Raw genomic sequence first — 22,728 nt, 5'->3', positions numbered from 1 at the left:
GGTGGCCTCCGCGTGCGAGCAATTTGCTTCAGTGCTCCCATTTCTGTGGATTAAGCCCTGTGAATAACCGCCCCTGTGCTCGGTTGATAACAGGGCTCGAAACCTGGGCTAAAACCCGCCTGTGGATAACCATCTGTTTAATCCACAGGCTTAAAGCACTTATCCAAGCCCCTCATGGGCACATGACCACAGACTTTTAAAGCGCTGTACATAACGAAAATAAAGGCCTGTAGAGATCTATCCACAGAAAGGTGCCTCAGTAGAAATAAACATAAAAACAAAGATTTAATAAACTTCTCTCTTTTAATTTCTATTGTCTTTGATTCATCCACAGCTGGTTAAATTTTGTGCAAAGGGTTCTTTAGGGAGGGCTAAGTCCCTATACTTGCCGCCAAAGCTCTAAAACCAGCTCAACCAATCAATTCCTAATTACCTACATAAGCAGGCACGAGGTGCGTGGTGGATTTCCCTTCCCGTTTTGAAGTGATCGTCATCGGCGGCGGTCATGCCGGTACTGAGGCAGCACTGGCGTCAGCACGCATGGGCGTAAAAACCCTGTTGCTGACGCACAACGTGGAAACCCTCGGTGCGATGAGTTGCAACCCTGCCATCGGTGGGATCGGCAAAAGCCATCTGGTCAAGGAAATCGACGCCCTTGGCGGCGTGATGGCCATGGCTACCGACAAGGGTGGCATTCAATTTCGCGTGCTCAATAGCCGCAAAGGCCCGGCCGTGCGTGCCACACGGGCTCAAGCCGACCGCATCCTGTACAAAGCAGCGGTTCGCGAAACCCTGGAAAACCAGCCGAACCTGTGGATATTTCAACAGGCCGCCGATGACCTGATCGTCGAGCAAGACCAGGTACGTGGTGTCGTCACCCAGATGGGCCTGCGTTTCTTCGCGGAATCCGTGGTGTTGACCACCGGTACCTTCCTCGGCGGACTTATCCACATAGGCATGCAGAACTATTCCGGCGGCCGCGCCGGTGATCCTCCGTCGATTGCCCTGGCCCAACGTCTACGTGAATTGCCACTGCGGGTCGGTCGCTTGAAAACCGGAACTCCGCCGCGTATCGACGGGCGTTCCGTGGATTTCTCAGTGATGACCGAGCAAGCTGGGGATACGCCGATTCCGGTCATGTCGTTCATGGGCTCCAAGGAGCAGCATCCGAAACAGGTCAGCTGCTGGATTACCCACACCAATGCCCGTACCCACGAAATCATCGCGGCGAATCTCGACCGTTCGCCGATGTATTCCGGGGTGATCGAAGGCATTGGCCCGCGTTACTGCCCATCGATCGAAGACAAGATCCACCGTTTTGCCGACAAGGAAAGCCATCAGGTCTTCATCGAGCCCGAAGGCTTGACCACCCATGAGCTGTACCCGAACGGTATTTCCACATCACTGCCGTTCGACGTGCAAATCCAGATCGTGCAATCGATTCGCGGCATGGAAAATGCCCACATCGTGCGTCCGGGCTACGCCATCGAGTACGACTATTTCGACCCGCGTGACCTGAAGTACAGCCTGGAAACCAAAGTGATCGGCGGTTTGTTCTTTGCCGGACAAATCAACGGCACCACCGGTTATGAAGAAGCTGGTGCCCAAGGTTTGCTGGCCGGAACCAACGCTGCATTGCGTGCCCAGGGTAAAGACAGCTGGTGCCCGCGTCGCGATGAGGCGTACATCGGTGTATTGGTCGACGACCTGATTACCCTGGGCACCCAGGAACCGTACCGGATGTTCACGTCCCGGGCGGAATATCGCCTGATCCTGCGCGAAGACAACGCCGACCTGCGCCTGACCGAAAAAGGTCGCGAACTGGGCCTGGTCGATGACGCACGCTGGGCAGCCTTCTGCAAAAAACGCGAAAGCATCGCGTTGGAAGAGCAGCGCCTGAAAAGCACCTGGGTCCGCCCGGGCACCGAGCAGGGCGATGCGATTGCTGAAAAATTCGGCACGCCGCTGACCCACGAATACAACTTGCTGAACCTGCTGTCCCGTCCGGAAATCGACTACGCTGGTCTGGTCGAAGTGACCGGGCAGGGCGCAGAAGATCCGCAGGTCGCCGAGCAGGTCGAAATCAAGACCAAATACGCCGGTTACATTGACCGCCAGCAGGACGAGATCGCCCGCTTGCGCGCCAGTGAAGACACCAAGCTGCCTGTGGATATCGATTACACCGGCATTTCCGGGTTGTCGAAGGAAATTCAAAGCAAGCTGGGGATAACTCGGCCGGAAACCCTGGGCCAGGCGTCACGTATCCCTGGCGTAACCCCGGCAGCCATTTCGCTGTTGATGATTCATTTGAAAAAACGCGGCGCGGGCCGTCAGTTGGAGCAAAGCGCTTGAGTTCGTTGGTCACCTCGCAACACGCCGAAGAGTTATCCACAGGTGCATACCAGTTGGGTGTCGACCTGACCCCGGTCCAGCACGAATTGCTGTTGGGCTACCTGGCCCTGTTGATCAAATGGAACAAGGCTTACAACCTGACCGCCGTGCGTGATCCCGACGAAATGGTGTCCCGTCACTTGCTCGACAGCTTGAGCGTGATGCCATTCATCGAAAATGGTCGCTGGTTGGACGTTGGTAGTGGCGGCGGCATGCCGGGCATCCCGTTGGCCATCCTGTTTCCCGAGTCCCAAGTGACCTGCCTGGACAGCAACGGCAAGAAAACCCGCTTCCTGACCCAGGTCAAACTGGAGTTGAAGCTGGACAACCTGCAAGTTATCCACAGCCGCGTCGAAGCCTTCATACCCGAACAGCCCTTCAGCGGAATTGTTTCCCGGGCATTCAGCAGCATGGAGAACTTCTGCAACTGGACCCGCCACCTGGGCGACCGCGAAACCCGTTGGCTGGCAATGAAGGGCGTTCATCCAAGCGACGAGCTGTTAGCATTGCCGGCAGACTTCCACCTCGATAGCGAACACGCCTTGGCCGTACCCGGTTGCCAAGGCCAACGCCATCTGCTGATACTGCGCCGCACGGCATGATTGGGAACACAAGCAAGAATGGCTAAGGTATTCGCGATAGCGAACCAGAAAGGTGGCGTGGGCAAAACCACCACCTGCATCAACCTCGCAGCATCCCTGGTCGCGACAAAGCGCCGGGTGCTGTTGATCGATCTCGATCCACAGGGCAACGCCACCATGGGTAGCGGTGTGGATAAACACGGCCTGGAAAACTCGGTCTACGACTTGCTGATTGGTGAGTGCGACCTCGCCCAGGCCATGCACTACTCCGAGCATGGCGGTTATCAACTGCTGCCGGCCAACCGCGATTTGACCGCGGCGGAAGTCGTGCTGTTGGAAATGCAGATGAAAGAAAGCCGCTTGCGCAGTGCCTTGGCGCCGATCCGCGAGAATTACGACTACATCCTGATCGACTGTCCGCCGTCGCTGTCGATGCTCACGCTCAACGCTTTGGTGGCTGCCGATGGGGTAATTATCCCCATGCAGTGCGAGTACTACGCACTGGAAGGGTTGAGCGACCTTGTGGATAACATCAAGCGTATCGCCGAGTTGCTGAACCCGAACCTGCAGATCGAAGGCTTGCTGCGGACCATGTTCGACCCGCGCTTGAGCCTGATGAACGATGTTTCGGCGCAGCTCAAGGAACACTTTGGCGAGCAACTGTACGACACCGTGATCCCGCGCAACATCCGTCTGGCCGAAGCGCCAAGCTATGGCATGCCGGCTTTGGCATACGATAAAACATCGCGTGGTGCGATTGCCTACCTGGCCCTGGCCGGCGAGATGGTTCGTCGCCAACGCCGCAATTCACGCACTGCTGCAGCCCAGCCAACTTAAGGAATCCCCATGGCCGTCAAGAAACGAGGTCTCGGACGTGGACTGGATGCGCTCCTGAGTGGTCCGACTGTCACGACCCTTGAAGAACAAGCGGTGCAGGCCGACGAGCGTGAGCTGCAACACCTGCCGCTGGACCTGATCCAGCGCGGTAAATACCAGCCACGGCGGGACATGGATCCCCAAGCGCTTGAAGAGCTGGCCAATTCGATCAAGGCTCAGGGCGTGATGCAGCCGATCGTGGTACGCCCGATTGGTGGTGGCCGCTTCGAAATCATTGCCGGTGAGCGCCGCTGGCGCGCCAGCCAGCAGGCCGGCAAGGAAACCATCCCGGCGATGGTGCGCGATGTCTCGGATGAAACTGCCATCGCCATGGCGTTGATCGAGAACATCCAGCGAGAAGACCTCAATCCGATCGAAGAAGCGATCGCCCTGCAGCGTTTGCAGCAGGAATTCCAGCTGACCCAGCAACAAGTGGCCGAGGCGGTGGGTAAATCCCGCGTCACGGTCTCCAACTTGTTGCGCCTGATCGCTCTGCCGGAAGTCATCAAGACGATGCTTTCCCATGGCGATCTGGAAATGGGTCATGCCCGCGCTTTGCTCGGTTTACCGGAAAATCAACAAGTTGAAGGGGCGCGACACGTTGTCGCACGAGGTCTCACCGTTCGTCAGACTGAAGCCCTGGTTCGCCAGTGGCTCAGTGGCAAACCTGCACCGGTCGAAACGGCCAAACCTGATCCGGATATCGCGCGTCTCGAGCAGCGCCTGGCCGAGCGCCTGGGCTCTGCGGTGCAAATTCGCCATGGCAAGAAAGGCAAAGGCCAATTGGTCATCGGATATAACTCGCTCGATGAGCTTCAGGGCGTCCTTGCCCACATTCGCTGAAACATTTGCTTATGTAGCGCGTGATCGGAAATCACTACCCGGCAGTTGAATAGGGGCAGAACCGCCCCTATACTCTGCGCGCATTTTGTCGGCACAAATTATGCCAAGTTATTGATTTCCGGCAGCCGACCATTGAGGAGCAAGAGTGATGGAAACCCGCACGCCAAACACGTTGCCGTTCCATCGCTTGGCCGTTTTCCCGGTTTTATTGGCTCAATTTGTCATGGTGCTGATCGCCGCATTGGCGCTTTGGTACTGGCATGGAGTCGTAGCCGGGTATTCAGGACTCTGCGGAGGCCTGATAGCCTTGCTGCCCAATATGTATTTTGCTCACAGGGCCTTTCGGTTTTCCGGCGCCCGAGCAGCCCAGGCCATCGTCCGGTCTTTTTATGCCGGCGAGGCGGGGAAACTGATTTTGACGGCAGTGCTGTTTGCATTGACCTTTGCAGGTGTGAAGCCATTGGCGCCGCTGGCTGTATTCGGCGTCTTCGTGTTGACCCAACTGGTCAGCTGGTTCGCTCCCCTGCTAATGAAAACAAGACTTTCGAAACCTTAGGGCGTTTGAGGCAACCATGGCAGAAACAACCGCTTCGGGCTATATCCAGCACCACTTGCAGAACCTGACCTTTGGTCAGCTTCCCAACGGCGGCTGGGGCTTCGCCCACACCGCAGCAGAAGCCAAGGAAATGGGCTTTTGGGCTTTCCACCTGGATACTCTGGGCTGGTCGGTCGCATTGGGTCTGATCTTCGTCCTGATTTTCCGCATGGCGGCAAAGAAGGCGACCTCCGGTCAGCCGGGTGCCTTGCAGAACTTCGTTGAAGTATTGGTCGAATTCGTCGATGGCAGCGTGAAAGACAGCTTCCATGGCCGTAGCCCGGTGATTGCACCGCTGGCACTGACCATCTTCGTCTGGGTGTTCCTGATGAACGCCGTCGACCTGGTACCGGTCGATTGGATTCCTCAACTGGCCATCCTGATTTCCGGCGATCACCACATTCCATTCCGTGCGGTTTCCACCACGGATCCTAACGCCACCCTGGGCATGGCCCTGTCGGTGTTCGCGTTGATCATTTTCTACAGCATCAAGGTCAAGGGCATCGGCGGCTTCATCGGCGAACTGACCCTGCACCCGTTCGGCAGCAAGAACATCTTCGTTCAAGCCCTGCTGATCCCGGTGAACTTCCTGCTGGAATTCGTAACCCTGGTCGCCAAGCCGATTTCCCTGGCACTGCGACTGTTCGGCAACATGTATGCCGGCGAGCTGGTATTCATTCTGATCGCTGTGATGTTCGGCAGTGGTCTGCTCTGGCTTAGCGGCCTGGGCGTTGTTCTGCAGTGGGCGTGGGCTGTGTTCCACATCCTGATCATCACCCTGCAGGCGTTTATCTTCATGATGCTGACCATCGTCTACCTGTCGATGGCGCACGAAGAGAACCATTAAGACCAGTCTCGACTAGTCTGATGTCCTTCCCGGTGAAACGGGAAGGTGGCCTGAAAGGGCTATGAAACGATTTGTTTTACCGCTTTAAAATCTAAAAAACCTAAACCATACGACGTAAAAGTCGGGAGGAAAGATGGAAACTGTAGTTGGTCTAACCGCTATCGCTGTTGCACTGTTGATCGGCCTGGGCGCCCTGGGTACTGCCATTGGTTTCGGCCTGCTGGGCGGCAAATTCCTGGAAGGCGCAGCGCGTCAGCCAGAAATGGTCCCAATGCTGCAAGTTAAAATGTTCATCGTTGCCGGCCTGCTCGACGCCGTAACCATGATCGGCGTTGGTATCGCTCTGTTCTTCACCTTCGCGAACCCCTTCGTTGGTCAACTCGCTGGCTAATCACTCGAATTTTCGAGTTGATTGGGGTGATGGACAACGAATGAGCGAGGTGTTGGCGTGAACATTAATGCAACCCTGATTGGCCAATCCGTTGCGTTCTTCATTTTTGTAGTGTTTTGCATGAAGTTCGTGTGGCCTCCGGTCATCGCGGCTTTGCACGAACGTCAGAAGAAGATCGCTGATGGTTTGGACGCTGCCAGCCGTGCAGCTCGCGACCTGGAGTTGGCCCAAGAGAAAGTGGGTCATCAACTGCGCGATGCTAAAGCACAGGCAGCTGAAATCATTGAGCAAGCCAAGAAGCGCGGCAACCAGATCGTCGAAGAGGCTGTTGAAAAAGCCCGCGTCGAAGCTGACCGTGTGAAGGCTTCGGCTCATGCCGAGATCGAACAGGAACTGAACGGCGTCAAAGACGCGCTGCGTGCCCAACTGGGTGCTCTGGCGGTCGGCGGTGCAGAGAAGATCCTCGGTGCCACAATCGATCAAAACGCGCACGCGGAGCTGGTTAACAAACTGGCTGCTGAAATTTAAGCGAGGGCGATCATGGCAGAACTGACCACGTTGGCCCGACCTTATGCTAAGGCAGCCTTCGAGCACGCCCAGGCCCACCAGCAGCTGGCCTCTTGGTCAGCCATGCTCGGCCTGGCTGCAGCAGTGTCGCAAGACGACACCATGCAGCGCGTGCTCAAGGCCCCGCGCCTGACGAGCGCAGACAAGGCCGCCACTTTTATTGAAGTGTGCGGCGACAAGTTTGATGTGAAAGTGCAGAACTTCATCCACGTCGTTGCCGAAAACGGCCGTCTCCCGCTACTGCCGGAGATTGCCGCTCTGTTCGACCTGTACAAGGCCGAAGCGGAGAAATCGGTAGACGTTGAAGTGACCAGTGCTTTTGCATTGAACCAAGAACAGCAAGACAAACTCGCCAAGGTTCTCAGTGCACGACTCAATCGGGAAGTGCGCCTGCAAGCTACGGAGGACGCATCCCTGATTGGTGGTGTCGTTATCCGCGCCGGCGACCTGGTTATCGATGGCTCGATTCGCGGCAAAATCGCGAAACTTGCCGAAGCATTGAAATCTTGAGTTTGAAGGGGCAGCAGAGCAATGCAGCAACTCAATCCTTCCGAAATAAGTGAAATTATCAAGGGCCGCATCGACAAGCTCGATGTGACCTCCCAAGCCCGTAACGAAGGCACTGTCGTCAGCGTATCTGACGGTATCGTGCGGATTCACGGTCTGGCCGACGTCATGTACGGCGAGATGATCGAGTTTCCGGGCGGCGTCTACGGTATGGCCCTCAACCTGGAGCAAGACTCCGTAGGTGCCGTTGTATTGGGTGCGTACACCAGTCTGGCTGAAGGCATGAGCGCCAAGTGCACCGGCCGCATCCTGGAGGTTCCGGTTGGTAAGGAACTGCTGGGTCGCGTAGTCGACGCACTGGGTAACCCTGTTGACGGTAAAGGTCCACTGGGCAACACCGAGACCGATGCGGTCGAGAAAGTTGCTCCAGGCGTGATCTGGCGTAAGTCGGTAGACCAGCCTGTACAGACTGGCTACAAGGCTGTCGATGCCATGATCCCTGTCGGCCGTGGCCAGCGTGAGCTGATCATCGGTGACCGTCAGATCGGTAAAACCGCTCTGGCGATCGACGCGATCATCAACCAGAAGAACAGCGGCATTTTCTGCGTCTACGTAGCCATTGGTCAGAAGCAATCGACCATCGCCAACGTGGTTCGCAAGCTGGAAGAAAACGGCGCCCTGGCCAACACGATCATCGTGGCTGCCAGTGCTTCGGAATCTCCTGCGCTGCAATTCCTGGCACCGTACTCCGGTTGCACCATGGGTGAATTCTTCCGCGACCGCGGTGAAGACGCGCTGATCGTTTATGACGATCTGTCCAAGCAAGCAGTGGCTTACCGCCAGATTTCCCTGCTGCTGCGCCGTCCACCAGGCCGTGAAGCTTACCCAGGCGACGTGTTCTATCTCCACTCCCGTCTGCTGGAGCGCGCATCCCGCGTTTCGGAAGAATACGTAGAGAAGTTCACCAACGGCGCAGTGACCGGCAAAACCGGCTCCCTGACCGCATTGCCGATCATCGAAACCCAGGCTGGCGACGTTTCCGCGTTCGTTCCGACCAACGTGATTTCCATCACCGACGGTCAGATCTTCCTGGAATCGGCCATGTTCAACTCGGGCATTCGCCCTGCAGTGAACGCCGGTGTTTCGGTATCCCGTGTGGGTGGTGCCGCTCAGACCAAGATCATCAAGAAGCTCTCCGGTGGTATCCGTACCGCTCTGGCTCAGTACCGTGAACTGGCGGCATTCGCCCAGTTCGCTTCTGACCTGGACGAAGCGACCCGTAAGCAACTTGAGCATGGTCAGCGCGTTACCGAGCTGATGAAGCAGAAGCAATACGCCCCAATGTCGATCGCTGACATGGCGTTGTCGCTGTATGCCGCTGAGCGTGGGTTCCTGACCGACGTTGAAATCGCCAAGGTCGGCAGCTTTGAACAAGCGCTGATTGCTTACTTCAACCGCGATCACGCCGAATTGATGGCGAAGATCAACGTGAAGGGTGACTTCAATGACGATATCGACGCTGGCATGAAAGCCGGTATCGAGAAGTTCAAGGCCACCCAAACCTGGTAAGCCGCAGCGGGAGCCGCAAGGCTCCCGCTTGCTAACCTGATAGGTGTTACATGGCAGGCGCAAAAGAGATTCGCAGTAAGATTGCGAGCATCAAAAGCACGCAAAAAATTACCAGCGCCATGGAAAAAGTGGCGGTCAGCAAAATGCGCAAGGCACAAATGCGCATGGCTGCTAGCCGTCCTTATGCGGAGCGTATCCGCCAGGTAATTGGGCATCTGGCCAACGCCAACCCGGAATACCGCCACCCGTTCATGATCGACCGCGCAGTCAAGCGTGTGGGTTATGTGGTAGTGAGCAGTGACCGTGGTTTGTGCGGTGGTTTGAATACCAACCTGTTCAAGGCCCTGGTCAAGGACATGGCGGTAAACCGCGAAAACGGCGTCGAGATCGATCTGTGTGTCGTTGGTAGCAAGGGTGCGGCCTTTTTCCGTAACTTCGGCGGTAACGTCGTTGCAGCTATCAGCCACCTGGGTGAAGAACCGTCGATCAATGATCTGATCGGCAGTGTGAAGGTGATGCTGGATGCGTACCTGGAGGGCCGGATTGACCGCCTGTCCGTGGTATCCAACAAGTTCATCAACACCATGACCCAGCAGCCAACCGTGGAGCAATTGATCCCACTGGTGGCGACCCCGGATCAGGAACTCAAGCACCACTGGGACTACCTCTACGAACCAGACGCCAAAGAGCTGCTTGACGGCTTGATGGTGCGCTACGTGGAGTCGCAGGTGTACCAGGCGGTGGTCGAGAACAACGCAGCTGAACAAGCGGCGCGGATGATCGCGATGAAAAACGCTACCGATAACGCCGGTGATCTGATCAGCGATTTGCAGCTGATCTACAACAAGGCGCGTCAGGCTGCGATCACCCAAGAGATCTCGGAAATCGTCGGCGGCGCTGCCGCGGTTTAACGGTTCAAATATTCAGAGGATCCAGCTATGAGTAGCGGACGTATCGTTCAAATCATCGGCGCCGTTATCGACGTGGAATTTCCACGCGACAGCGTACCGAGCATCTACAACGCGCTGAAAGTACAAGGCGCGGAAACTACCCTGGAAGTTCAGCAGCAGCTGGGCGACGGCGTAGTTCGTACCATTGCGATGGGTTCTACCGAAGGCTTGAAGCGCGGTCTGGACGTTGTCGACTCTGGCGCTGCCATCTCCGTACCGGTCGGTAAAGCGACCCTGGGCCGGATCATGGACGTACTGGGCAACCCGATTGACGAAGCTGGCCCGATCGACACCGAAGAGCGCTGGGGCATTCACCGTCCAGCACCTTCGTTCGCGGAACAAGCTGGCGGCAACGACCTGCTGGAAACCGGCATCAAGGTTATCGACCTGGTTTGCCCGTTCGCCAAGGGCGGTAAAGTCGGTCTGTTCGGTGGTGCCGGTGTAGGCAAGACCGTAAACATGATGGAACTGATCCGTAACATCGCCATCGAGCACAGCGGTTATTCCGTGTTCGCCGGTGTGGGTGAGCGTACTCGTGAGGGTAACGACTTCTACCACGAGATGAAGGACTCCAACGTTCTGGACAAAGTGGCACTGGTTTACGGTCAGATGAACGAGCCGCCGGGAAACCGTCTGCGCGTAGCCCTGACTGGCCTGACCATGGCCGAGAAGTTCCGTGACGAAGGTAACGACGTTCTGCTGTTCGTCGACAACATCTATCGTTACACCTTGGCCGGTACTGAAGTATCCGCACTGCTGGGCCGTATGCCTTCGGCAGTAGGCTACCAGCCGACTCTGGCTGAAGAGATGGGCGTTCTGCAAGAACGTATCACTTCGACCAAGGAAGGTTCGATCACCTCGATCCAAGCGGTATACGTACCTGCGGATGACTTGACCGACCCGTCGCCTGCGACCACCTTCGCCCACTTGGACGCCACCGTCGTACTGTCCCGTGACATCGCTTCCCTGGGTATCTACCCAGCGGTCGATCCACTCGACTCGACTTCGCGCCAACTGGACCCGAACGTGATCGGCCAGGAGCACTACGACACCGCTCGCGGCGTTCAGTACGTGCTGCAGCGTTACAAAGAACTGAAGGACATCATTGCGATCCTGGGTATGGACGAACTGTCGGAAACCGACAAGCAGTTGGTATCCCGCGCTCGTAAGATCCAGCGCTTCTTGTCGCAGCCGTTCTTCGTGGCTGAAGTCTTCACCGGTGCCTCTGGTAAATACGTTTCCCTGAAAGACACCATTGCTGGCTTCAAAGGCATCCTCAACGGTGACTACGACCACCTGCCAGAACAAGCGTTCTACATGGTCGGCGGCATCGAAGAAGCGATCGAGAAAGCCAAGAAACTGTAATCCCGGCGCCCGGCAACGGGCGCTCATCAGGTTGAGGCAATCAGATGGCTATGACAGTCCATTGCGATATCGTCAGCGCGGAAGGGGAAATCTTCTCCGGTCTGGTAGAAATGGTGATTGCACACGGCGAACTCGGTGACCTGGGTATTGCCATGGGCCACGCGCCATTGATCACCAGCTTGAAGCCAGGTCCGATTACGCTGACCAAGCAAGGCGGGGAAAAGGAGGTGTTCTACATCTCCGGTGGTTTCCTCGAGGTTCAGCCGAACATGGTCAAGGTACTTGCCGACACCGTGCAACGTGCTGGCGACCTGGACGAAGCTTCTGCTCAGGAAGCCGTCAAGGCTGCCGAGAAGGCCCTGCACGAGAAAGGTGCGGACTTCGACTACAGCGCTGCTGCTGTACGTCTGGCCGAGGCTGCAGCTCAGCTGCGCACGCTCCAGCAGATCCGCAAGAAGTAAGCGGCCACGCCGTCATGCTTCATGCGCGATTGATTAAAAAGGGTAGCCTCGGCTACCCTTTTTCTTTTTTAGCAAAACACTTCTCTGGTCTGAAGCCGGACCGCCCAGGATTGGTAGCCATTCATGTCTCTTGAAATCGTCATTCTCGCCGCAGGCCAGGGCACCCGCATGCGTTCGGCATTGCCCAAGGTGCTGCACCCGGTCGCGGGTAACTCCATGCTCGGGCATGTTATCCACAGTGCCCGGCAGTTGGACCCACAACGTATCCACGTGGTGATCGGCCATGGTGCTGATGTGGTGCGTGAGCGCCTGGCCGCGGATGACCTGAATTTCGTTCTGCAAGACAAGCAACTGGGGACCGGTCACGCCACCGCCCAAGCCGTGCCGTTCATCACAGCCGACACCGTGCTGATCCTCTACGGCGATGTGCCGCTGATCGAAGTCGAAACCCTGCAACGCCTGCTCAAGCATGTAGTACCTGGCCAGATGGGCCTGCTCACCGTAGAGCTGGATGACCCTACCGGCTACGGGCGCATCGTGCGTAACACTGACGGGAAGGTCGCGGCCATCGTCGAGCACAAGGACGCCAGCGAAGCCCAGCGCGCCATTACCGAAGGCAACACCGGTATTCTTGCGGTCCCTGCCAATAAGCTCGCGGATTGGATGAGCCGTTTGTCCAACAACAACGCCCAGGGCGAGTACTACCTCACTGACGTGATCGAAATGGCTGTCAGCGATGGCCTGCTGGTCGCCACCGAGCAGCCCCACGACCCTATGGAAGTGCAAGGCGCCAACGACCGCAAGCAGCTTGCAGAGCTCGAACGTCACTACCAACTGCGTGAAGGCCGCCGCCTGATGGCCCAGGGCGTGACCCTGCGCGACCCGGCGCGTTTTGATGTACGTGGTGAAGTCACCGTGGGCCGCGACGTGCTGATCGATATCAACGTCATCCTCGAAGGCCGCGTGATCATCGAAGACGACGTGGTGATCGGCCCGAACTGCGTGATCAAGGATAGCACCCTGCGCAAAGGCGTGGTGATCAAGGCCAATAGTCATATCGACGGTGCCGTGATGGGCGAGGGCAGTGATGCGGGTCCGTTTGCACGGTTGCGTCCGGGCAGCGTGTTGGGAGCCAAGGCCCATGTGGGTAACTTTGTCGAATTGAAAAACGCCCATCTGGGCGAAGGCGCCAAGGCCGGCCACTTAACGTACCTGGGCGATGCTGTGATCGGTGCGCGGACCAACATCGGCGCCGGCACCATCACCTGCAACTACGACGGTGCCAACAAGTATCAGACGACTATTGGTGAGGATGTGTTTATAGGCTCCAATAATTCGTTGGTTGCACCTGTAACCATCGGAGATGGCTCGAACACCGCTGCCGGTTCCACCATCAATCAGGATGTGGATAAGTCCCAACTGGCCGTAGCCCGCGCCCGCCAACGCAACATTGACGGATGGAAGCGTCCGGTCAAAATCAAAAAGACCTGAGTTATCCATAGCCTCATCAGCAGTGCTATCCAAATGTGGGAGGGGGCTTGCCCCCGATGGCGGATTTTCAGTCAATGTTTTAGATCGGCTGATCTACCGCAATCGGGGGGCAAGCCCCCTCCCACATTTGTCGTGTGTTGTTCGAAAAATCTGTTCCCGACGCTTGACGATATCTTGCCAATAGGTTTTGATTACCTTCGTTATATTTCGAAACGAAACTTATCATTACCATGTCGAAACGAAATACACCCCAACGACGCCACAACATCCTGACGTTGCTCAATGAACAGGGCGAAGTCAGCGTGGACGAACTGGCCAAGCGTTTCGAAACCTCGGAAGTGACCATCCGCAAGGACCTGGCCGCCCTCGAAAGCAACGGCCTGTTGCTGCGTCGCTACGGCGGCGCAATCACCATGCCCCAGGAACTGGTCGGTGATCCGGCCCAGCCCATCTCGGCCTACAAGCGCGCTATCGCCCGTGCTGCCGTGATGCGTCTGCGCGAACACGCGCGCATCATCATCGACAGCGGCAGCACCACCGCCGCCATGATCCCCGAACTGGGCCATCAGCCCGGCCTGGTGGTGATGACCAACTCCCTGCACGTGGCCAGCGCCTTGAGCGAACTGGAACACGAGCCGGTGCTGTTGATGACCGGCGGCACCTGGGACCCCCATTCGGACTCGTTCCAGGGGCAAGTTGCCGAGCAGGTGTTGCGGTCCTACGACTTTGATCAACTGTTCATCGGTGCCGACGGCATCGATCTGCAGCGCGGTACCACCACCTTTAATGAATTGCTGGGCCTGAGCCGCGTGATGGCCGAAGTCGCCCGGGAAGTGGTGGTGATGGTCGAATCCGACAAGATCGGCCGCAAGATTCCCAACCTGGAACTGCCCTGGAGCAGCGTCCATACCCTTATTACCGATGATCGCCTGCCGCTCGAGGCCCGCGACCAGATCCAAGCCCGCGGCATTACGCTGATATGCGCGGCAATCATCTAGGAGAAACACCATGTGTGGAATTGTAGGCGCAGTCGCTGAACGCAACGTCACCGCCATCTTGCTCGAAGGCCTCAAGCGCCTGGAATACCGTGGCTATGACAGCGCCGGTGTGGCTGTCTTCACCAACGCCGGCAAGCTCGAACGCATGCGTCGCCCAGGCAAGGTCAGCGAGCTGGAGCAGGCGTTGCTCGGTGAGCCGCTGGTCGGCCGCCTGGGCATTGCCCACACCCGTTGGGCTACCCACGGTGCGCCGTGCGAACGCAACGCCCACCCGCATTTCTCCGGTGACCTGGCGGTGGTGCATAACGGCATCATCGAAAACCACGAAGTGCTGCGCGAACAACTCAAGGGCCTGGGCTATGTGTTCACCTCGGACACCGATACCGAAGTCATTGCCCACCTGCTGAACCACAAGCTCAAGGACCTCGGTGACCTGACTGTCGCCCTCAAGGCCACCGTCAAGGAGCTGCACGGCGCCTACGGCCTGGCGGTGATCAGTGCCAGCCAGCCCGACCGCCTGGTCGCCGCCCGCAGCGGCAGCCCGTTGGTGATCGGCCTGGGCCTGGGCGAGAACTTCCTCGCCTCCGACCAACTGGCCCTGCGCCAGGTCACCGACCGTTTCATGTACCTGGAAGAAGGCGATATTGCCGACATCCGCCGTGAAAGCGTGCAGATCTGGGACGTCAACGGCCAATCCGTCGAGCGCGAAGCCGTGCAATACCGCGATGGTGCCGAAGCCGCCGACAAAGGCGAGTTCCGCCACTTCATGCTCAAGGAAATCCACGAGCAGCCCGCCGTGGTGCAACGCACCCTGGAAGGTCGCCTGGGCGACAAGCAAGTGCTGGTCAACGCCTTTGGCCCGCAGGCCGCCGAGCTGTTCGCCAAAGTACGCAATGTCCAGATCGTCGCCTGCGGCACCAGCTACCACGCCGGTATGGTTGCGCGTTACTGGTTGGAAGAACTGGCCGGCATCCCTTGCCAGGTCGAAGTCGCCAGCGAATTCCGCTACCGCAAGGTGGTGGTGCAGCCCGACAGCCTGTTCGTGACCATCTCCCAGTCCGGTGAAACCGCCGACACCCTGGCGGCCCTGCGTAACGCCAAGGAACTGGGCTTCCTCGCCAGCCTGGCGATTTGCAACGTCAGCATCAGCTCCCTGGTGCGTGAGTCCGACCTGACCCTGCTGACCCAAGCCGGTCGCGAAATCGGCGTCGCCTCCACCAAGGCGTTCACCACCCAACTGGTGGGCCTGCTGCTGCTGACCCTGTCCCTGGGTCAGGTACGTGGCACATTGGCTGCCGGTGTCGAAGCCACCCTGGTAGAGGAACTGCGCCGCCTGCCGACGCGCCTGGGCGAAGCCCTGGCCATGGACAGCACGGTAGAAAAAGTTGCCGAGCTGTTTGCCGACAAGAATCACACCCTGTTCCTGGGTCGTGGCGCCCAGTACCCGGTAGCGATGGAAGGCTCCCTGAAGCTCAAGGAAATCTCCTATATCCACGCCGAAGCTTATCCGGCCGGCGAGTTGAAACACGGCCCATTGGCGCTGGTGGACGACGACATGCCGGTGGTCACCGTGGCGCCAAACAACGAACTGCTGGAGAAGCTCAAGTCCAACCTGCAGGAAGTCCGTGCCCGTGGCGGCCAGTTGATCGTCTTCGCCGACGAAAAAGCCGGCATGACCAACGGCGAAGGCACCCACGTCATCAACATGCCGCATATCCACGACACCCTGTCGCCGATCCTCTACACCATCCCGCTGCAGCTGCTGTCGTACTACGTCGCGGTGCTCAAGGGCACCGACGTTGACCAGCCACGTAACCTGGCGAAGTCGGTGACGGTGGAGTAACCCGCTTTACCCTGGAGGCCCAACTGGTTTTGAACAATAAAGATTGACACAAAACAATAAAGTTTGACACTCATGAACATAGATTGACACAAGGCCCAAACCCCCGTATCTATGGGGGTTTTTCCTTTCCAGGCTTTCCCTTTGGTCTGGATTCATCGCTTCAACTCTCCGCGGGTGTAGTCTAGAAAACGCTTTGAAATATGGCCGCTACGGCGGTCATGTCCTTCTACGACTTTTTCTCGGCGTGAGGTGAAGCGGTCCGCATCGACTGAGGAGGCGTGGGTTGCGAGGTCGTAAGTTTGCATCACAGCAAGACATTGAACGGCATATTGCAAATGGATTTGGCGAAGGCGCCGGGGCAAGCTACGTGCCTTGGCTGCGGGTACAAGATGTCCCGTCGATAGGTCGTTCGCACAAGATCCAAGGTGTGAAGATCGAGAGGATTCATCACCTACTGTCAGATCTCGAGCGTTCGTACTTCCTTGTGTGTGAATTTTCTGAAAACGTCGTGGATATCCGTGAGCAATATCCGTTACTACCTACAGAGCGTGCGCAAGCGATAGCGTCGGCAATAGATGTACGTTATCCCAGATACCCTAGAACGACACTGCCCTATGTAATGACAACAGATTTCCTGCTAACTGTTAAGGACTTGAACGGAAACTTTAAGTCGGTAGCTAGAACTGTGAAGTATCGATCCGACCTAGTTGGCAAAGGAAGTAACCGCACGCTTGAAAAACTTGAGATTGAAAAGCGCTTTTGGCATAGCCAAGGTGTTGATTGGAAGATCGTCACAGATGAGTTTTTTACACGAGATTTGATAAAAAATCTTGGACTAATCAGAAAATACTCGAAGCTGCATCGCGATTTAATGAAAGTCCCGTTGCATTCGAATTTTATCGACTGCCTAGCAAACAGCCGGGAATATTCGTGGACCTTGGCCACCTGTCTAAGAAAAATAGCATGCCTTCTGTCCATTTCCTATATAGATGCTCAAGCAATTTTCTTCCATCTGGTTTGGAACAAGATACTGAAAATAGATTTGGTTAACACTCCTCTCCACCTTACTGGTCTAGTTCCTGACTTCGAAGTTTTCCAGATCCCTGCCCAAGTATCGTTGATGGAGAAAATGTCATGACTGTTCTCGTTAATGACGTTTTCGAGCCTGTTACCGATCTGTCGGTCATCTCTACGATAGCCAGGCTCATTTACCAGGATGAAACGCATGACTTAGCAGTTGTGATAGATCTAGCTGACCCTCCCCGGCAGCCGTACGCTGTTGGTCTTGATGAGCTGCGTCGCTCGCTAGCGTCTGGTCACACCAAACCAGCAGCCATCACCACGCCCGAGTTTATGCTTGTGCTTGAGGAGCAGTTGGATGAGAGAGCCAAGCAAGGCCGGGACGAAAAGTGGGCCGTCATCGCCCCTCTGCTAGATCCTGAATATCCAGGACAAATATTTGTACGGGGGGAGTTAGGCCGGCTTGTTAGCAAACGGGCGTCAGAGCTCGGAATCCAGCGAAAAACTATCTATCGGCTTCTTTACCGATATTGGTTTTATGGTCAAGTTCGAAACTCATTGCTTAATAATTACTCGGCGGTAGGTGTTGCCGATAGAAAATATGATCCAAGTAGGCCTCCAGGGCGAAAGCCTAAGTTTCAAGGCGTTCTTACTGCGCCTTCCAAGATGCTCGGTGCGGTTGATAAACGATGCATCCGAGTTGGGTATTCCCTTTATGTAAAAGATAAAAAGTCTTCTATTTCGAGCGCATATGACGAAATGTTGAGAAGATTCTACTCGGTTCGAGACATCTCTAAAAACAGTGAAGAAGAGCTTCGTTTGCTGCCTAGCTTAGAGCTGCCCAGCCTGAGGCAGTTCAGATATTGGGGACAGATTTTTTTCGACGAAATTGAAACCGAGCGTGGCCGTAAAGGGTTGAGGAAGTGGTTAAAGGACTGCCGTCCGCTTTCAGGTACCGTTCGCGATTGGCTGCGTGGACCGTGTCATCAGTTCGAAATCGACGCAACTATTGCCGATATTTATTTGGTCAACAGCTACTCTAGACGGATGCTCATTGGCCGGCCCGTAGTTTATATCGTTGTGGATAGTTTCTCCGGAATGATTGTTGGCCTCTATGTAGGATTGGAAGGTCCCAGTTGGAACGGGGCGAGGCAAGCGCTGTTCAACGCGTTTACCTCCAAAGTCGAGTTCTGCGCTCAGAACGGCGTTGAAATCAATTCAGATGATTGGAATTGTCACCACCTGCCCCACCAGATTTACGCCGACAGGGGAGAGATGTTGTCACTGGCAGCAGAGGGGCTATCGTCAGGCTTGGGAATTGAGATGGGCACTGCTCCGCCTTATCGGCCTGATTGGAAGCCTATGGTAGAAAGTCGGTTTGGCATTTTGAATGATTTGACGGGTATCAGATGGCTACCTGGCGGGGTAGCTGCGCGAGACAAAGAGCGAGGCGAGCGAGATTACCGGCTCGATGCCACGCTGAACCTCAAAGAGTTCACCCAGATACTCATCAATTGCGTGCTCCACTATAACCGGCACCATCGACAGCCTGACCGACTGACTCAGGCGATGATGAATGACGGCGTTGAACCTACGCCCAACGGGATATGGAATTGGGCCTGCGAAAACGACCTGATCGAATCCAACAAACGTCCCGACGAGCTGGTTTACCTCCATCTCTTGCCGCGCGAGCGCGCGACCGTTCAAAAGGGCGGGGTGATGTTTCGCGGCATGCACTACGTGTGTGATATGGCCATAGAGAAAGATTGGTTTGCCAAGGCTCGCAAAGGGGGCGTTTGGTCAATAGAGTGTTGGTTCGATCCGAACTCTGCGGCGCACATCTGGATCCAGGGAGAGGCCAAGCAGTTTATCCGCTGTGATCTTCGACGATCGGATGCCGGTTACGCGAATTACCGCTCGGACGAGATTTTTGATCTGCTCGAAGCCTATCGCCAAAAACCGCCTACTCGCCGGCGAGCCGAGCTGGAAAGCCGTGTCCAGCTTAGCGATCAGGTCCACCAGATCATCAGTCATGCGCTCGCAGAACGAAAATTGGAACCTGCTCCGCCCACCAAGGCAGAGGCCACTGGGAACATCCGCGAGAACCGCGCAGAAGAACGTCTCCGTGAGCGTGAAAATGCGGTTGTTCCTGAAGGCGTCAGGGCGGAGCCAGCTTCACTTCAATCTGAATTGACACCGAAAGCGCATGACTCATATGCCGGCGAGCGAACTGCGCAGGTTATCGATTTGCTCAAAAGAATTCGGCCAGGACAGGCAAAATGAAAGGTGCGCAGACGTTTGCCAATTACGTCAAACAGGACATAAGTGAGTATGCGGGCAATCCGCTTATCGAAGCTTTGCCTCCGATATTGTCGGAGGCGGCGGCTATTGAGCTGATCTCGAATTTTCCTCAGCCGGTGGATCCGAAAGAGCTGACCCTCGAAGGATCCACTCGAATTCACTGTATCGACCGGTTGAGAACCGTGGTGCAGCCGTTTTTGTTACACCTGGAACTGGAGGCCCTGTTTTCACTGCTCATCCGTCGAGGGTATGTTGGGCGTAACCCGATGTCGCCCGCTACCGTCCGGCATTTGCATTCTTTATCGGGGGCTCAGCGTTACCACGATGCGTTCAAGTCCACTGCAGAAACGTTCACCGTCGTCGGCCTGAGCGGCATTGGCAAGTCGACGGCACTCCACGCCATTTTGAGCCTTTATCCACAGACAATCCGTCATGAGCGTTATGAGGGAAAGCAGTTTGTTCATACCCAAATCACTTGGCTGAAGCTTGACTGCCCTCGGGATGGATCGCTGGCTGGATTTTGCCAGCAGTTTTTTTATGCAGTTGGTGACGCTCTAGGAGACAAGGACTATCACAAGCGCTACAGGCATCGAAACATCAATGATGCGCTGCAACAGATGGAGCAGGTGGCCAGCACGTTTTTCATCGGCGCCTTGTTAATCGACGAGCTGCAAAACCTCCACTTGGCGAAAACCGGTGGTAAGGAGAGCATGCTGAATTTCTTTCTGCACTTGGTTAACAACATTGGTATCCCGGTCGTTTTCAGTGGCACGAACTCTACGATTAGCCTGTTCTCAGAAGTCATGCGGACTGCCCGCCGAGTCTGTGGTGCCGGTACGCTGGAATTCAAACGATTCGAGAAAGATGATGAGGAGTGGCGGTTGTTAGTCGAAAATCTCTGGAGCTATCAGTGGTGCAAACAGACTGCTGAGCTGACCGACGAGATTTTCGACACGCTGTATGAGCACACTCAAGGCGTCACAGATTTCCTGGTCAAGCTGCTGGTATTGAGTCAGCGTTATGCGGTCCAGAGTGGCTCGGAGTGTTTGACTGCCGAGGTCCTGGTGAAGGTAAGCAACTCAAAAATGCAGATTCTAAAGCCAGCCCTTTCAGCTCTGCGTAGCCGAGATCCGAAGCGGATGCGACAGTTCGACGATTTGCTGCCGATTGAGGATCAGCTGAGCGAAATGATGGTCTTCGATGGTTTGGCACGAGAGGATCGCCTTGCCTTGCTTCGAAGTGTTGTATCCCGTGAGAAGCCGGTAGACCCATCTCCAACCATTCTTGCGAAAGGCCACCCATCGCCAATTGCTACTGCAGTGGAAAACTCAGAGGCTACAGCGCTAAGCGAACATGACGCTCCCCTCGATGCTCTGCGCGCTGCGGGCTGGCTCAACGAGGACCTGTTTGAGTTCTCACCGATGTACCACAAAGCGTGAGTCGGGAGGTGGCGAAGTGCACCTTAAACTCCATTTCTTCCCCGCCGCGTTTCCCGACGAGACGCTGCACAGCGTGATTTCTCGCTATGCCCGTCTTTGCGGTGTTCGTAATTGCCAAGAAGCATTTGCCGGACTGAAATCGGCGGCAGCATTTTCGCAAAATGTGGCATTCCCAAGTCATTTAGGGGAGTTTGTCGACGCGCTACCCAGCGGTACCGAGCTATCGATAGCCGAGGTCCTCATGCGTCACACGCTATTACCCTACTATGCGCCGTTTTTGAGTATGAGCCAGGTAGAACACGCTCGGACGCTGATGACTGCCGATGGGAAGGGCTTGATGTTGAAGCTGGGCGTCAACGCGAGCCGTATTGGATTCGCCTCCCGAGTGCGGTTATGCCCAGAATGTATCGCCCAAGATCAGGCCCAACGGGGAGTTGCTTACTGGCACAGGGTCCACATGCTTCCAGGCGTGCTGGTATGTCCGCATCACGGCACGTCACTTAGGATCCTTGATCCTCGCTGGTCCAGCCGTAGCTCTCGACAACTCAATCTGCCGAGTGATGAGAATGTGCAAGCACACACGGTACTTCTCGATACCCCGTTGCTGCGCATGCCGCCGCTTCACGAAATAGCGTTGCGATCACTTCAGGTCATCGAGTCTGAAGTCAGTGCTTTGTCGGCGGAGGCGGTGCGCTACACGCTTTTACAAAGGGCAACGCAGCTTAACCTTGCCTCTGATAACCATCGCTTGCACCTGCACATGCTGGCGCAGCACATGGCCGATTTTTTTGCTGCACTCCCGCGAGAATGGGAATTTTCTATACTCGGAGAAGTTCGTGCAGGTACACCCGCCTCATGGGTCATGAAGCTGCTTCGTACGCCAATAACCTCCCACCATCCGCTCAAATACATTTTATTGGCCGGTGCTCTGGGCATTGACATGGTGAGCTTGCTGCATGGTCAACGCCCAATGAAACAGGCGGTGGCGTGTGGTCCGAAAGCTCACATTCGACTTCACACGCGCCTTTCTCCGGTGATGCCTGGTGAAGGCCTGGACTGTTCGTCAGCCGCTGTGTGGAAACATGCTCTTGAGGGAGCTGATGCCAAAAAGATCGCTGCCGTTCTAGGCGTTTCATTGGCGTATGTCTATCGTCACATCCGAAATGTAGCCGGCGGGCAAGGTGCTTGGAGGGAGGCACGATTTCACATTGAGCTATGCGCAAGACGCGCGGCTTTCGAGGCTGATTATCGCTTTTACAAAGCACATGCATGCAGGGGGTATGCGTGGCTGTATCGCCACGATAGGCAGTGGCTTTCGGAGTCAACTGTAAACCCAAGCCCCCATCGTACGCCCCGTCTAAATAGCGCCGAAATGTTCGCTGCCCTCGATGCGAGACTGGCCGAAGAAGTCCGTCAGTGTGCTGAAGCGCTTTATGCTCTTGCGGGTAAGCCTGTCCGCATCTCGCGTACCAGAATTGGCCGGGAGCTTCATGTTCTGTCTCGCTTCGAAAAGCAGCTCTGCAAGCTTCCTCTCTGTGCAGCAATGCTCGACAAAGTATGTGAATCAATCGAAGGCTTTCACGATAGGCGTCTGCGATGGGCTAGACGCAAATTGCTCTCGGAGGGCAAGCCTGTATCACGTTCTTCGCTCTACCGGGTCGCGAGCATTCGGCCCACGCTGTAATCCAGCCCG

Annotated in this window: 20 protein-coding genes; all 20 read left to right on the top strand. The window is 56.2% G+C overall.

Annotated features, from left to right (window positions below):
* Positions 1–459: 459 nt before the first annotated feature.
* Positions 460–2,352, top strand: coding sequence for a tRNA uridine-5-carboxymethylaminomethyl(34) synthesis enzyme MnmG (gene mnmG / locus AB7933_RS01200; protein ID WP_041161328.1), 1,893 nt, complete (start codon positions 460–462; stop codon positions 2,350–2,352).
* On the top strand, positions 2,349–2,993 hold the full coding sequence (rsmG, locus tag AB7933_RS01195; protein ID WP_024078257.1) for a 16S rRNA (guanine(527)-N(7))-methyltransferase RsmG: 645 nt from the start codon (positions 2,349–2,351) through the stop codon (positions 2,991–2,993). The genes mnmG and rsmG overlap by 4 nt, the downstream gene beginning before the upstream one ends.
* A gap of 18 nt (positions 2,994–3,011) precedes the next feature.
* Complete coding sequence (locus AB7933_RS01190) at positions 3,012–3,809, top strand: ParA family protein (RefSeq protein WP_015886651.1); 798 nt, start codon at positions 3,012–3,014, stop codon at positions 3,807–3,809.
* 9 nt (positions 3,810–3,818) lie between these two features.
* Positions 3,819–4,691, top strand: coding sequence for a ParB/RepB/Spo0J family partition protein (locus AB7933_RS01185; RefSeq protein ID WP_024078256.1), 873 nt, complete (start codon positions 3,819–3,821; stop codon positions 4,689–4,691).
* A 148-nt stretch (positions 4,692–4,839) separates the two neighbouring features.
* Positions 4,840–5,247, top strand: coding sequence for a F0F1 ATP synthase subunit I (locus AB7933_RS01180; RefSeq protein ID WP_024078255.1), 408 nt, complete (start codon positions 4,840–4,842; stop codon positions 5,245–5,247).
* A gap of 16 nt (positions 5,248–5,263) precedes the next feature.
* Complete coding sequence (atpB, locus tag AB7933_RS01175; protein WP_024078254.1) at positions 5,264–6,133, top strand: F0F1 ATP synthase subunit A; 870 nt, start codon at positions 5,264–5,266, stop codon at positions 6,131–6,133.
* A gap of 133 nt (positions 6,134–6,266) precedes the next feature.
* Complete coding sequence (gene atpE / locus AB7933_RS01170) at positions 6,267–6,524, top strand: F0F1 ATP synthase subunit C (RefSeq protein WP_002555987.1); 258 nt, start codon at positions 6,267–6,269, stop codon at positions 6,522–6,524.
* Positions 6,525–6,581: 57 nt separating this feature from the next.
* Positions 6,582–7,052 (top strand): F0F1 ATP synthase subunit B, encoded by a 471-nt coding sequence (locus tag AB7933_RS01165; protein WP_015886647.1) that lies wholly within the window; start codon positions 6,582–6,584, stop codon positions 7,050–7,052.
* Positions 7,053–7,064: 12 nt separating this feature from the next.
* Complete coding sequence (locus tag AB7933_RS01160) at positions 7,065–7,601, top strand: F0F1 ATP synthase subunit delta (RefSeq protein WP_024078253.1); 537 nt, start codon at positions 7,065–7,067, stop codon at positions 7,599–7,601.
* Positions 7,602–7,622: 21 nt separating this feature from the next.
* A complete protein-coding gene (gene atpA / locus AB7933_RS01155) occupies positions 7,623–9,167 on the top strand; it encodes a F0F1 ATP synthase subunit alpha (protein WP_003177064.1) in 1,545 nt (514 codons plus the stop codon).
* A 50-nt stretch (positions 9,168–9,217) separates the two neighbouring features.
* Positions 9,218–10,078, top strand: a complete 861-nt coding sequence (gene atpG / locus AB7933_RS01150; protein ID WP_003233565.1) for a F0F1 ATP synthase subunit gamma — start codon at positions 9,218–9,220, stop codon at positions 10,076–10,078.
* A 27-nt stretch (positions 10,079–10,105) separates the two neighbouring features.
* On the top strand, positions 10,106–11,482 hold the full coding sequence (atpD, locus tag AB7933_RS01145; RefSeq protein ID WP_024078252.1) for a F0F1 ATP synthase subunit beta: 1,377 nt from the start codon (positions 10,106–10,108) through the stop codon (positions 11,480–11,482).
* A 44-nt stretch (positions 11,483–11,526) separates the two neighbouring features.
* Complete coding sequence (locus AB7933_RS01140; protein ID WP_024078251.1) at positions 11,527–11,943, top strand: F0F1 ATP synthase subunit epsilon; 417 nt, start codon at positions 11,527–11,529, stop codon at positions 11,941–11,943.
* Between the two features lie 123 nt (positions 11,944–12,066).
* A complete protein-coding gene (glmU, locus tag AB7933_RS01135) occupies positions 12,067–13,434 on the top strand; it encodes a bifunctional UDP-N-acetylglucosamine diphosphorylase/glucosamine-1-phosphate N-acetyltransferase GlmU (RefSeq protein WP_024078250.1) in 1,368 nt (455 codons plus the stop codon).
* Between the two features lie 230 nt (positions 13,435–13,664).
* Complete coding sequence (locus AB7933_RS01130) at positions 13,665–14,432, top strand: DeoR/GlpR family DNA-binding transcription regulator (RefSeq protein WP_024078249.1); 768 nt, start codon at positions 13,665–13,667, stop codon at positions 14,430–14,432.
* A gap of 10 nt (positions 14,433–14,442) precedes the next feature.
* Entirely contained in the window at positions 14,443–16,275 is a 1,833-nt protein-coding gene (gene glmS, locus AB7933_RS01125; RefSeq protein ID WP_024078248.1) for a glutamine--fructose-6-phosphate transaminase (isomerizing), read from the top strand.
* 283 nt (positions 16,276–16,558) lie between these two features.
* Entirely contained in the window at positions 16,559–17,413 is an 855-nt protein-coding gene (locus AB7933_RS01120; RefSeq protein ID WP_019821338.1) for a TnsA endonuclease N-terminal domain-containing protein, read from the top strand.
* Positions 17,410–19,578 (top strand): Mu transposase C-terminal domain-containing protein, encoded by a 2,169-nt coding sequence (locus AB7933_RS01115; RefSeq protein ID WP_019821340.1) that lies wholly within the window; start codon positions 17,410–17,412, stop codon positions 19,576–19,578. Before AB7933_RS01120 ends, AB7933_RS01115 begins: the two co-directional genes overlap by 4 nt.
* Complete coding sequence (locus tag AB7933_RS01110) at positions 19,575–21,035, top strand: ATP-binding protein (protein ID WP_019821342.1); 1,461 nt, start codon at positions 19,575–19,577, stop codon at positions 21,033–21,035. The genes AB7933_RS01115 and AB7933_RS01110 overlap by 4 nt, the downstream gene beginning before the upstream one ends.
* Before the next feature lie 16 nt (positions 21,036–21,051).
* The gene (locus AB7933_RS01105; protein ID WP_019821343.1) at positions 21,052–22,719 is read left to right on the top strand and encodes a TnsD family Tn7-like transposition protein; all 1,668 of its coding nucleotides are present in this window, start codon (positions 21,052–21,054) and stop codon (positions 22,717–22,719) included.
* Positions 22,720–22,728: the final 9 nt, after the last annotated feature.

This window comes from Pseudomonas gorinensis, from assembly GCF_042015035.1.
Lineage (GTDB): Bacteria > Pseudomonadota > Gammaproteobacteria > Pseudomonadales > Pseudomonadaceae > Aquipseudomonas > Aquipseudomonas gorinensis.
The sequence above is the reverse complement of the archived record's forward strand: the minus strand, read 5'-3'. Positions and strand labels throughout refer to the sequence as shown.

What these genes read in the sequence shown, in the direction of transcription:
- AB7933_RS01190 (WP_015886651.1), top strand. Translation starts at nt 3,012, where the DNA reads ATGGCTAAGGTATTCGCGATAGCGAACCAGAAAGGTGGCGTGGGCAAA.
- AB7933_RS01185 (WP_024078256.1), top strand. Translation starts at nt 3,819, where the DNA reads ATGGCCGTCAAGAAACGAGGTCTCGGACGTGGACTGGATGCGCTCCTG.
- AB7933_RS01180 (WP_024078255.1), top strand. Translation starts at nt 4,840, where the DNA reads ATGGAAACCCGCACGCCAAACACGTTGCCGTTCCATCGCTTGGCCGTT.
- atpB (WP_024078254.1), top strand. Translation starts at nt 5,264, where the DNA reads ATGGCAGAAACAACCGCTTCGGGCTATATCCAGCACCACTTGCAGAAC.
- atpE (WP_002555987.1), top strand. Translation starts at nt 6,267, where the DNA reads ATGGAAACTGTAGTTGGTCTAACCGCTATCGCTGTTGCACTGTTGATC.
- AB7933_RS01160 (WP_024078253.1), top strand. Translation starts at nt 7,065, where the DNA reads ATGGCAGAACTGACCACGTTGGCCCGACCTTATGCTAAGGCAGCCTTC.
- atpA (WP_003177064.1), top strand. Translation starts at nt 7,623, where the DNA reads ATGCAGCAACTCAATCCTTCCGAAATAAGTGAAATTATCAAGGGCCGC.
- atpG (WP_003233565.1), top strand. Translation starts at nt 9,218, where the DNA reads ATGGCAGGCGCAAAAGAGATTCGCAGTAAGATTGCGAGCATCAAAAGC.
- atpD (WP_024078252.1), top strand. Translation starts at nt 10,106, where the DNA reads ATGAGTAGCGGACGTATCGTTCAAATCATCGGCGCCGTTATCGACGTG.
- AB7933_RS01140 (WP_024078251.1), top strand. Translation starts at nt 11,527, where the DNA reads ATGGCTATGACAGTCCATTGCGATATCGTCAGCGCGGAAGGGGAAATC.
- glmU (WP_024078250.1), top strand. Translation starts at nt 12,067, where the DNA reads ATGTCTCTTGAAATCGTCATTCTCGCCGCAGGCCAGGGCACCCGCATG.
- AB7933_RS01130 (WP_024078249.1), top strand. Translation starts at nt 13,665, where the DNA reads ATGTCGAAACGAAATACACCCCAACGACGCCACAACATCCTGACGTTG.
- glmS (WP_024078248.1), top strand. Translation starts at nt 14,443, where the DNA reads ATGTGTGGAATTGTAGGCGCAGTCGCTGAACGCAACGTCACCGCCATC.
- AB7933_RS01115 (WP_019821340.1), top strand. Translation starts at nt 17,410, where the DNA reads ATGACTGTTCTCGTTAATGACGTTTTCGAGCCTGTTACCGATCTGTCG.
- AB7933_RS01110 (WP_019821342.1), top strand. Translation starts at nt 19,575, where the DNA reads ATGAAAGGTGCGCAGACGTTTGCCAATTACGTCAAACAGGACATAAGT.